Source organism: Streptomyces sp. NPDC057445 (assembly GCF_042802855.1).
In the GTDB taxonomy this organism is placed as follows: Bacteria; Actinomycetota; Actinomycetes; order Streptomycetales; family Streptomycetaceae; genus Streptomyces.
This window is the reverse complement of sequence record NZ_JBHVDH010000049.1, coordinates 1-8,906: the sequence shown is the minus strand read 5'-3', so window position 1 is coordinate 8,906 and position 8,906 is coordinate 1. Positions and strand designations below refer to the sequence as shown.

Below are 8,906 nucleotides of genomic sequence, written 5' to 3'. Positions count from 1 at the left end.
CCGGTCCGATAGACGCTCACCAGATGACTTCAGCTGACCCGCTCTCGGCACATCAACAACAACGACCGACTCGCCCCTAAGTTACCGGTATTGAGGTTAGGCTGCCTTGCTTGGCGTGCGGGCGTGCAGGTTCGGGTCCCGGTGGCGCAGGTGGCACCCATAGGACGGAACGGGCAGAGGCAGGCGCAGGTGAGAGACGTTGAGCGGTCTGGTGTGCGTCGCGCGCCCGGCTGGGGCCGGATGCTCGTGTGGCTGACGGGTGCCCTGGGTTCCGGGCCGGATCTCGGGACGGGGCGCCGTGGATAAGATCGCGCTCACGGCCGGGGCCCTGTACTTTATCGTCCTGCTCCGCGCCGGAGGGACGTTCGCCGTCGGGTGGCTCGCGGGCGCCGGTGCCCGGCGCAGCCGGTTCGCCGACCGAATCTCCTCGGCGAAGTTCCAGCGCGCCGAGCGGGCGATCCAGCGGTGGGGCGCGCATGTGGTGGCCGTCTCCTTCCTGACGGTCGGTTTCCAGACCGCAGCCAATTTCCTCGCGGGCAGCATGCGGATGCCGCTGTCGCGTTACCTCCCCGCCCTGTTCCTGGGCGGAGCGGCCTGGGCGCTGATCTACGTGACCGCGAGCCTCGGCGTCCTCGAAGTGCTGGGCCGGCTCTTCGCCGAGCAGACGGCCCTCTGCGTGGCCGGCGTGGCCGCTCTCGTACTGCTGGGGGGCGGCGTGCTGGTGTACCGCCGCCGTAGAGCCGCCGCGCCGTCCTTCGCTGCCCCGGTGGCCGAGGAACCGTAAGCCCGTCGGGGTGGTGGGACGGGCTGCGGGGCGCTCGTGTGCTGATGCTCCTCCATGTGACTGCGCCGGCTCTGCTGGGCCTGGTGGGCAGCAGAGCCGGCGTGGGTGGGGTGTACTGGGGTCAGGCGGGTCGGGGGGTCGGGAGTTGTTGGGTGATGCAGTGGATGCCCGCGTCGCCCGTGGCCAGGGTGGGGGCCTCGACTCCTAGCACGCGGTGGTCCGGGAAGGCCTTGGCGGCTGCTTCCAGGGCCTCGGCGTCGCGGCTCGTGCCGGCCAGCGGCATGATCACTCCGCCGTTGGCGATGTAGAAGTTCATGTAGTTCACGACGGCGTCCTGGCCGTGCACGCGTACCGGCTGCTGTGGCGGCAGTTCGAGGATCTCCAGGTTCCGGCCCGCCGCGTCGGTGGCGGCTTCCAGAACGGCGCGGTTGGCCTTGAGGCGCGCGTGGTCGGGGCGCGCGGGGTCGCCCGGCGCCTCCACCAGGACCCGGCCGGGTCCGGTGAACTGGCACACGTGGTCCACGTGCCCGTCGGTGTCACCGGCGAGGTGGCCGTACGGCAGCCAGATCACCTTGGTCGCGCCGAGCAGGGCCTCGAACTCGGCTTCGATGTCGGCGCGGCCGAGCCGCGGGTTGCGGTTGGCGTTCAGGACACACTGCTCGGTGGCGATCAGCGTGCCTTCGCCGTCGACGCTGATGGCGCCGCCTTCGAGGACCGTCATGGTGGCCCGGCGCTCGATGCCCAGGACGGGGAGCAGCCGCTCGGTGATCCGGTCGTCCCGAGCGTACGGGTGGAAGCGTTCGCCGAAGGAGTTGTAGCGGAAGTCCACGCCGACCCGGCCCTGCGGGCCGTGGACCACGATCGGTCCGGTCGCGCGGAGCCAGGCGTCGTCCATGGGGATCTCCACGGTGGTGACGTCGACTTCGCACAGCGCCCTGACCCGCTCGGCCTGGCCGGACAGGACGAGCAGGATCACCGGTTCGAAGGCGGCGATGGCCCGTACGACCTCCACGTACTCGCGCTCGACGGAGCCGAAGCTGTCGCCCCACAGCGACTCGTACGGCGGCCAGGCCAGCATGCAGGCCTCGTGGGGTTCCCACTCGGCCGGCATCAGGTAGCCGGTCATGCCGTCCCCCCGGGGAGGGGGAAGGATGCCACTGCCTCTTCCGCGGCCTGCCAGTCGCCGTGGAAGCGCCCGGCGAGGACGTGCAGCCACCGCTCCATGCCGAAGGCCACGCACGAGGTGTGGGCCTCTTCGCCCGCGTACGTGATCCCGGCCCGCTCGCCGAAGAAGTTGCGGTGGTAGTTGACGGAGGCGATCGCGAGGCCGCCGTCGGCGACGAACTCCTCCTTGGTGGGGAAGAGCCGCTGCATCACGGCCCGGGAGCCGTTGGCGTCGAAGAACGGGTCGGTGGCGACCTCCGTCGTGAGGTCGAGGCCGAGGTGGGCCGCGAAGCCGAGGACGAGGTCCTTGTGGGTGGTGAGGTGGCCCTTGACCGTTTCGGCGTCGCCGACGGCGATGATCTCGCGCATCGTGAAGCCGTGCAGGCGGCGCAGGCCCTCGTAGTGCGTCTCGCGCCGGAAGCACTGCGCGATGGTGGTGAACCGGACCGGTTCGTCGAGCCGGCTGCCCGCCAGGGACAGGTAGGCGTTGTAGCAGGCGGCCGAGGGCAGGACCAGGCCGGCCTGGGCGAGCTGGTGGCCGCCGAGGGTCGTGCCTGGCTCCGCGGGGTGCGTGGGCAGGTCGGCGATGGCGTCCGTGTTGACCGCCGTGGCGGCCAGGACGAGGTGCGGGAAGTTGGTGAAGTAGTCGAAGCGCGCCAGGTCGGCGACCGGGATCAGCGGCGGGTAGAGGACCTCGGCGGCGCCGGCCGCGGCGGCCCAGCCGGTGAACACCCGGTCGAGGGCGGCCCGGAGGCGGACCGCCTCGGGGCCGAGCGTGACCAGGCCGTCGGTGACGTCGACGGGGGCGCGCAGGCCCGGATCAGGCGTGCGCATGGCCGGCACCTTCCGTGAGGAAGGCGTTGATGCGCTCCAGCGTGCGGAAGTTGTTGACGTCCGTCGTGGCCAGGTCGACGGGCTCGCCGGTCAGTTCCTCGATGAGCAGGAGGAACTCGACGAAGGCCAGCGAGTCGAGGATCCGGGCCTCGATGAGGTCGCGGTCCCAGGCGATGGTGTCCACGGAGGCGTTGAGCTCCCGGAGGAAGCCGAGGACGGTGTCCATCGACGGGTGTGCCATGGTCGAGGTGGTGCTGCTGTTCTCACGCGCTGACATGCTCGGTCCCCCAAGAGGTGCTGAAGATTCCGGCGGCGACGAAGAACCTGTCGACCCGGGTCATGAGCTTGACGTGGAACGCCTCGCGCACGGGGTGCGAGAGCGCCTCGCGCCGGACGGCGAGGGGGTTCCCGACGCCGCAGTCGCGGAAGATCTGCGGGTTGTAGAGGCTGCGCACGGAGTACGTCATGTAGTCCTTGACGTACTTCTCGATCTCCTCGCGGCGGTCCGGGTCGGCGGCCAGGGCGCGGTCGTAGAGGCGCTTGACGAGCTGCTTGCCGAAGGCGACGTGGCGGCTCTCGTCGTGGTGGTGGGCCGCGTGGATCTCGCGGAGGATGTCCGGGATCAGCTGGTCCTTGCCCATGCGGCTGTTGTAGTAGTCGAAGATCTCTTCGAAGATCAGGATGCGGGAGAAGACGATGACGTCGTCCCACAGGTTCCCGAAGCCCTCGCGGCGGAGTGGGGAGGCAGCCTCCGGGTAGATGCCGCCGGTGTACCGGTGGCAGAACTCGGCGAAGAACCACATGTGGGCGTTCTCTTCGCCGATGAAGTGGTGCAGGTACTCGTTGTACTCGGCGAAGTCGGGCGTGTGGATGCGCTTCGCGACCTCGATCATCAGCTCGCGGATGCCGTGGACGTGCAGGCTGAAGAAGTTGACCGTCTCGTAGCGGGCGAGCGCCTTGAGCGTCTTCTCGTCGTCGATCAGGCCGGTGCCGGAGACGGTGAGGTAGTCGGGGTTCATCCACCACTGGTCCTCGGGCACGGTGTCGGGCCACGTGAACTTGGTGTACGGGTTGTAGTACTCGTCGCGCGACTTCTCGGAGAGGCGCGCGAGCATGGTGCTGAAGCCGGAATCGTCCATGGTGATGCGTTCTTTCGGGTTGGTGCTGGTGCGGTCGGCCGCCCGGGTGGCGGGCTCGGTCATGCGACGGAGTCGGCGAGCGCGACGAGCGAACGCTCCAGTTCGCGCAGGAAGGACTCCATGCGGGTTTCGGTGACGTGCCGGATGTCGCAGGTCAGGGAGAACTCGAGGTACGGGCCTCCGCCCTCGCGGGCATTCGCTCCGGCATGCGCTGCGGCAACTCCGGTTTCCTCTCCTGCCTCTTCTCCGTCGTCGACGATGAGGTAGAAGGGCTCCTGCTCGGTGACCGGGAGCCAGGTGAAGACGGTGCCGGGCAGCAGGTCGGCAGCCCGGACGTCGCGTCGTACGGCCGCGTCCGCCGGCAGCGTGCGCCGGTCGTTGATGCAGTACGCGAAGTGCAGCGGTGCGTCCGGGCCGTCGCCCAGCTCGGCGAGGAGCCGGTTCATGCTGACGGCGTCGCATCCGGACTTCTGGAAGGCGGTGATGGCCGCCGGCCAGGACCGTTTGACCGCCTGGGGCAGGTCGGCGCCCGTGAGGTCCACCGAGAAGTAGCTCTCCTGCATCATCGTGGCGATCGTGGTGCGGCTGTCCCGGCCGAAGCGCTGCGAGCTGGTGAGGTGTAGGTCGATGCGGTCGCTGCCGGTCAGTTCGCGCAGCAGCAGGGCCGTCGCGCCGACGATGACCGCCGCGATGCTGAGGCCGGTGTCCTCCGCGATGCGGGCGGCGGCGTACTGGGCGGCGCGCGAACGCAGGGCCGCCTGCCGGTACGCCGATGCCTCGGGGAGGTCCGCGACCGCCGGCGGCAGTGCGAGGGGCGGCCGGTCGCGGTAGAGCGCGGCCACATGGGCCAGGGTGCGGTCGCGCCTGCGGATGCCGTCGGGCGACTCCTGCCACTCGGCCAGGCCGGCCGAGGTCGTCGTGCCGGGCGGCAGCGGAGGGAGCGTACGCCCGTTGCGGAAGTACGCGGTGACCTCCTCGGCCAGGTACTGAAGGGCGTACCAGTCGACCGCCATGTGCGAGAAGACGTACACGCCGCCCCACACGCGGCCCTCGGTGACCAGGAGCACCAGGCGCATCGGCAGTTCGTCGGCGAAGGAGAACCTCCAGGTGGCGAAGAACCGTTCGAGTACGCCGATCTCGTCGCCCGAGGTCGTGGGGGTGTCCACGAACTCGACGTGCAACTCGCCCTCGGTGAGGACACGTTGGACGACCCGGCCTTCCGGCGTGCGCGGGAAGACCGAGCGCAGCGCCTCGTGGCGCGAGAGGAGGAACGAGAGCGCGTCGAGGCACTCGTCCTCGGTGGGGCGGACGCCGGGCGGTACGCGGAAGGCGTCGACCACGTTGTAGACGTGGTGGTCCGGCGCCGACTTCTCGATCAGCGCCCAGATCTCCTGCTGGCTCCAGTTCAGCCCGGCTTCGACGGCGCGCTCGCCGGTGAAGGGCGCGCGGCGGACCCGCGCGGGGAGGGGCCGTCCGCTGTGGTCGGGGTCAGCGTTGGTGTGTGTGCCGACGGGGGTGTTCACGTCTGCTCCGCTCCCGTGTCCGTGCGGGCCGCCGCGAGTTCCTCGGCCACGGCTGCGGCGAAGGCGTCGACGTCCTCCGGGGTGGTGTCGAAGGAGCACATCCAGCGGACCTCGCCCGTCCGTTCGTCGCGTACGTAGAAGGGGTGCCGCTTTTGCAGGCGGGCGGTGGCGTCCGCGGGCAGGACGGCGAAGACCGCGTTGGACTCCACGGGCCGGCTGATGCGTACTTCGGCCAGCGCCCCGACGGCCTCGGCCAGGCGGCGCGCCATGGCGTTGGCGTGGCGGGCGTTGGCCAGCCACGCCCCGGACTCGATCAGGGCGATGAACTGGGCTGATACGAAGCGCATCTTGGAGGCCAGCTGGGCCGAGGCCTTGCGCAGGAACTCGGTGCCGCGGACGGCGTCCGGGTTGAGTACGACGAGGGCTTCGCCCAGCAGCAGGCCGTTCTTGGTGCCGCCGAAGGAGAGTACGTCCACGCCCGCGTCGGTGGTGAGGGCGCGCAGGGGGACGTCGAGGGCGGCCGCGGCGTTGGCAAGCCGGGCACCGTCGAGGTACACGGTCATGTCGCGCTCGTGGGCGTAGGAGCAGATGTCGGCGATCTCCTGCGGCGTGTACAGGGTGCCGAGTTCGGTGGGTTGGGTGATCGTGACGACGGTCGGTTGGGCGCGGTGCACGTCGCCGCGCCCGCCTGCCTGCTGCTCGATGAGGGCAGGCGTGAGCTTGCCGTCAGGAGTCGGCACGGTAAGCAGTTTGACGTGGGCGATCCGCTCCGGGGCGCCGCACTCGTCGGTGTTCACGTGGGCGCTTTCGGCACAGATCACGGCGCCCCAGGGCTCGCTCATGGCCTGGAGGCCCACCACGTTCGCGCCGGTGCCGGTGAGTACGGGGTACACGCTCGCGCCCGGGCCGAAGTGGTCGCAGAAGACTTGCTGGAGCCGTTCGGTGTAGACGTCGTCGCCGTACGCCGTCTGGTGGCCCTCGTTGGCGGTGTTGAGGGCCGCCAGGACGTTCGTGTGGATTCCTGCGTTGTTGTCGCTGGCGAAGCCCCGCGAGGCGGGGTCGTGCAGTCGGGAGATCAATCCTTCGTCCTTCACTCACGCGACGCGCCTCGTACGGGCGCCGCGGTGTCGGCTGGATCACGGGGAAACGTGGGCATGCGGGGATGCCGGGACGTGTGGGGGGATCGGGATGAATGGGGGTGCAAGGTGTCATGGGCTGCTGGTGGCAGCCGTACCTTTCCCACTCCCCTCGATGTCCGGTGCGAAGATCCTACGAGATGATCTAGTAATCAGCGCAAGTCTTCCGGCACACTTCTGATCAAGAAGAAATCCTGCCGTGCAGCCTTGACGTGCTTGGCAGTTGCCCGTATGAGCACACAGGAAGACGGAGCATGCAGACTCCCCCGGCACGCGTCCTGCGGCGCGCCCACAGAGGTGTCCTCGGCACCTTCGCCCTCGTCGGTGTGGTGAACGGCATCTTGGCCGCCAGACTCCCGGGACTGGCCGCCAAGCTGGGCCTGGACACGGGCGATGTGGGGCTGGTGATCCTGTCCTGGGGCGTCGCGGCGACGCTCACCATGCAGTGCATGCGCTGGATCGTCGCGGCGGTGGGGAACCGGCTGCTGCTGCGGATCGGCACCCCGCTGGTGACCGTGTCCGTGGGCCTGATCGCCCTCAGCCCCTCGTTCCCGCTGCTGCTCGCCGCCGCCGCGGGCTTCGGCGTGACGTCCGGTGTGGCCGAGGCGATGATGAACGCGCAGGGCAGCCTGGTCGAACGGCGGGCCGGACGGCCGATGATGAACGGGTTCCACGCCGGGTGGAGCGCCGGCGCGGTGGCCGGCGGCCTGCTGGCCGTGCTGCTGGCCGCGCTGGACGTCCCGTACACGGCTTCGGTGCTGGGCGTCGCGGCCGTCGCGCTGCCGCCGGCCTTCGCGTTGGGCTGGACATACCTCGACGAGCCGGCCGAGGAGGAGGAGACCGAACAGCGCAGCAACCTGCCCGGCATCGTCTACCTGATCGGCGCCGTCGCCTTCATGGCTCTCCTCCTCGAAGGGCTGGTGGCGGACTGGAGCGGACTGCTCCTGACCCGCGAGCTACGCACGACGGAGGCGGTCGCCGCCCTCGCCTACCCCCTGTACGAGGTGGCCACCTTCACCGGGCGGCTCTTCGGCGACCGGCTGCGCCTGCGCTTCGGCAGCCGCCTGCTCCTGGCGGCGGCCGGCACCGCGACGGCTCTCGGCGTGCTGCTGGTGGTCGTGGCGCCTTCCGCGGCCTGGGCGATCGCCGGGTTCGGGCTGACGGGACTGGCCGTCTGCATCGTGGTGCCGCTGTGCATGTCGCTGGCCGGGGCGGTCGTCCCGGGCCGCTCCGACGCCGCCATCGCCCAGGTGTCGGCGATCGGGTACGCGGGCCTGCTCGTCGGTCCGGTGCTGATCGGCTTCGTCGCGGAAGCAAGCTCGCTGCGTACTGGGATCGCCACGGCCATCGGGGTCGCGCTGTTCATCGCCGTCGCGGCGAGCCGGATGCCGCGGGGGCTCCCCGCCGCCGGGTTCGGTGCGGAGCCGGACCCGGCCGGGGCGCCTGCCACCGTACCGGCGGGCCGCAGCGACTCGTGAACGTGCGGCCGGCGGATCGGTGTCCGGCACGGGTCCGCCACCGCCGAGGGGGCGCCGGGCCGTCGTGGACGCCGTACGCACCCACGATCCGCCCGCTCGGCCCATGCCCGTTTCCGCCTCGCAGGCCGTCGTCGGGTGCGACCAGGATCCGCGGGAGCCGGGCGACGGACTTGGCCGCCAGGAACGGGGGCGCAGGGGGATGGCCGCAGCGGATCACGGGGACGGCGGTGGCGTCCGGCGTGCGACCGAGACGGTCCTCCCCCAGCGGCGCGGGACGCCGTCAGGGGCTGTAGTTGTCGCTGATGGGGCGCACGCGGGCGGCGCCCGGGCCGACACGGGTATGCGGAGACGGGTGGGAGGGCAGGTGAGCACGTACGGTCGGGCGTACGGGTCGGGGCCCGACGGCAGAGGTTCGAATTGGTCTTCGGCTAGCGGACCTTCCCGGGCTGGTTGTGTTCTCCCTCGTAACCGACCTCGTGGAAGTGCTGCGGTACGAACTGGTGGAGTTCACTACGCGCTCCGGGATCGCCGTGAGCTACAGGCGGCCGGTCGTTGAGGTCGGCAGGACCCGGGTCCTCGCCCAGGACGCTGTACGGCTTGCGGCGAGACGCCGGTCGGTGGTTGTCGGCGTCGTGCCGGTGGGGCCCAGAATTTTAATTGGTGGTGCCGTGTCCTGGGGTGGGGCTATGGTTCTGCTCGTTCCCAGGCGCGGCTGTGTCGTTGCCGAAGGAACGGTGTTGGTTCGTCGAGCAAGAAGCAGGAGGTGAGGACATTGATGACTGTCACGGTGACGGGCGCTGCCCGCATTCAGGAGTTCATCATCGTTTCCACCCCTGTGGTCCCCGGCT

Annotated in this window: 8 protein-coding genes; 2 read left to right on the top strand and 6 right to left on the bottom strand. The window is 70.3% G+C overall.

What is annotated here, in order from left to right; translation table 11 throughout:
• Positions 1-298 precede the first annotated feature (298 nt).
• Entirely contained in the window at positions 299-784 is a 486-nt protein-coding gene (locus tag ACFU5O_RS37145) for a DedA family protein (RefSeq protein WP_384247387.1), read from the top strand.
• A 121-nt stretch (positions 785-905) separates the two neighbouring features.
• Here ACFU5O_RS37145 and ACFU5O_RS37140 read toward each other — a convergent pair whose 3' ends face one another.
• The 6 genes from ACFU5O_RS37140 to ACFU5O_RS37115 are packed head-to-tail and all read right to left on the bottom strand — an operon-like array spanning position 906 to position 6,523.
• Entirely contained in the window at positions 906-1,910 is a 1,005-nt protein-coding gene (locus tag ACFU5O_RS37140; protein ID WP_384247385.1) for an agmatine/peptidylarginine deiminase, read from the bottom strand.
• Entirely contained in the window at positions 1,907-2,782 is an 876-nt protein-coding gene (locus tag ACFU5O_RS37135) for a hypothetical protein (RefSeq protein WP_384247382.1), read from the bottom strand. The genes ACFU5O_RS37140 and ACFU5O_RS37135 overlap by 4 nt, the downstream gene beginning before the upstream one ends.
• Positions 2,769-3,059, bottom strand: coding sequence for an acyl carrier protein (locus ACFU5O_RS37130; RefSeq protein WP_384247380.1), 291 nt, complete (start codon positions 3,057-3,059; stop codon positions 2,769-2,771). The genes ACFU5O_RS37135 and ACFU5O_RS37130 overlap by 14 nt, the downstream gene beginning before the upstream one ends.
• Positions 3,046-3,984 carry a diiron oxygenase gene (locus ACFU5O_RS37125; RefSeq protein ID WP_384247378.1) on the bottom strand — a complete coding sequence of 313 codons (939 nt, stop codon included), beginning with the start codon at positions 3,982-3,984 and terminating at the stop codon, positions 3,046-3,048. Before ACFU5O_RS37125 ends, ACFU5O_RS37130 begins: the two co-directional genes overlap by 14 nt.
• Positions 3,981-5,444 (bottom strand): condensation domain-containing protein, encoded by a 1,464-nt coding sequence (locus tag ACFU5O_RS37120; protein WP_384247375.1) that lies wholly within the window; start codon positions 5,442-5,444, stop codon positions 3,981-3,983. The genes ACFU5O_RS37125 and ACFU5O_RS37120 overlap by 4 nt, the downstream gene beginning before the upstream one ends.
• Positions 5,441-6,523 (bottom strand): threonine aldolase family protein, encoded by a 1,083-nt coding sequence (locus ACFU5O_RS37115; RefSeq protein ID WP_384247372.1) that lies wholly within the window; start codon positions 6,521-6,523, stop codon positions 5,441-5,443. The genes ACFU5O_RS37120 and ACFU5O_RS37115 overlap by 4 nt, the downstream gene beginning before the upstream one ends.
• 311 nt (positions 6,524-6,834) lie before the next feature.
• On the opposite strand from ACFU5O_RS37115, the gene ACFU5O_RS37110 reads away from it, so the two are divergent.
• Positions 6,835-8,058, top strand: a complete 1,224-nt coding sequence (locus ACFU5O_RS37110) for an MFS transporter (protein WP_384247369.1) — start codon at positions 6,835-6,837, stop codon at positions 8,056-8,058.
• The last annotated feature ends 848 nt before the right edge of the window (positions 8,059-8,906 follow it).